The following is a 1656-nucleotide window of genomic DNA, read 5'->3' as shown; positions in this document are numbered from 1 at the left end:
TCTGCTGCAGGACGAGTTGGTCAATGCAGCCGCCGGCCTGTCCGCCCACCCGAGGCGCTATCCCTGGCAGGCACATGCACGCGGGCTGGTCGCGCACCTGGTCTACGGGTTCGTCACCGACGCGACCTGGAACGCGCTCAAGCGGATAACCACCCGTTAGGGCCGCAACGGCGAACCAGCGTCCGGCAAGTTGGACGCGGGATGCGGACGTTCCGAGCGCCCCCGCTCCGTCCTTAGGCAGCTCCGGCGAGATGCTCCGCCAGCCGCCGGGCATGGGACGACAGCGCGTCGCGGCGCCGCACGATGACGACCAGCCGTCTCTCAGCCCACGAATCTACCAGGGGTACGAAGGCGAGCGCCTCCGCGTCGCCCGATCGCTGCGCCATGACCTCTGGCACCACGGCGATGCCGGCGCCGAGGGCGACCATGCGGCAGGCGGCGTCCAGCCCACGCACCCGCACGCGCGTCCGCAGCCGCCCACCCGCTCGTGCGGCGTGCCCGTCAAGGTGCCCACCAAGTGCCACATCGCCGGACAGGCCCACGAACTCGCTCCCCAGAGCCTCTGCGAAGGCGATCCGCTCGCGGCGAGCCAGGGGATGACCGCGCGGCGCGACCAGCACCAGGCGATCGATCCGGAAGGGCGTGGCCTCCAGACCCGACAGGTCCGCATGGCTCGCCGCAACTCCGACATCGGCCTCCTCCTCCGCGACGGCGCGCGCCGCCTCGGGGCTGGGGCGCTCGTCCAACTCGACGTCTGACCAGCCCCCATTGAGTGGTCCGGGGGAAATTTTAGTGGATTGTCGCTGTAGCAGGCTGGGCTGATCCTGCCGGACCAGGACCGGTGGCCGCGGCAGGGGCTCTCGGCATGATCACCTCGGGTGCGGGCGGCCGGTAGCCGAGTGAGGAATGCGGGCGCGCTGTATTGTAGTGCACTCGCCAATTTTCGATCAGCACCTTTGCCTCAGCAAGCGTGTTGAAGATCTCGGCTGCCAGCAGCTCGTCGCGCAGCTTGCCGTTGAAGCTCTCCACGTATCTATTCTCCCACGGGCTGCCGGGTTCTATGAAGGCGGTCTTGGCACCGACACCGCTGATCCAGCCCTTCACCGCCGTCGCCGCGAATTCCGGCCCGTTATCGGAACGGATATGGGCTGGCGTGCCGCGGACGATGAAGAGGTCCGCCAGCACGTCGATCACATCAGCCGCCCCCAACTTGCGCGCGACCCGGATGGCGAGCGCCTCGCGCGAGAACTCGTCCACCACGCACAGCATGCGTAACTTGCGGCCATCCCGGGTGCGGTCCTCGACGAAGTCATAAGCCCAGACCTGGTTTGGCCGGTCAGGACGCAGGCGGATGCAGGAGCCGTCATTCAGCCACAGCCGCCCGCGCTTCGGCTGCCGCGGCGGCACCTTCAGCCCCTCGCGCCGCCAGATGCGCTCCACGCGCTTGTGGTTGCACCGCCAGCCTTCAGCCCGCAGCAGTGCCGTGATGCGGCGGTATCCGTACCGCCCGTACTGCCGCGCCCAGTCGATGATTGCCGCCGTCAGCGCCGCTTCGTCGTCGGCCATCTCGGGCATTCTGCGCTGATACCAACTCCCACTGATCAGAACCCATATGCCCAGTCCCGCAGTCCGATGGACATGATGCGCCAGGGCTGA

Annotated in this window: 2 protein-coding genes; both read right to left on the bottom strand. The window is 68.3% G+C overall.

Features of this window, described 5'->3' with window-relative positions; translation table 11 throughout:
• Positions 1–233 precede the first annotated feature (233 nt).
• The gene (locus ACFHPP_RS30955) at positions 234–746 is read right to left on the bottom strand and encodes a LysR substrate-binding domain-containing protein (protein ID WP_437167069.1); all 513 of its coding nucleotides are present in this window, start codon (positions 744–746) and stop codon (positions 234–236) included.
• 43 nt (positions 747–789) lie between these two features.
• The coding region (locus ACFHPP_RS30950; RefSeq protein WP_437167068.1) for an IS3 family transposase at positions 790–1656 on the bottom strand (867 nt) is incomplete at its 5' end.

Source organism: Falsiroseomonas sp. E2-1-a20 (genome assembly GCF_051433195.1).
Taxonomy (GTDB): Bacteria; Pseudomonadota; Alphaproteobacteria; order Acetobacterales; family Acetobacteraceae; genus Falsiroseomonas.
This window is presented reverse-complemented; position numbering and strand designations above follow the sequence as displayed.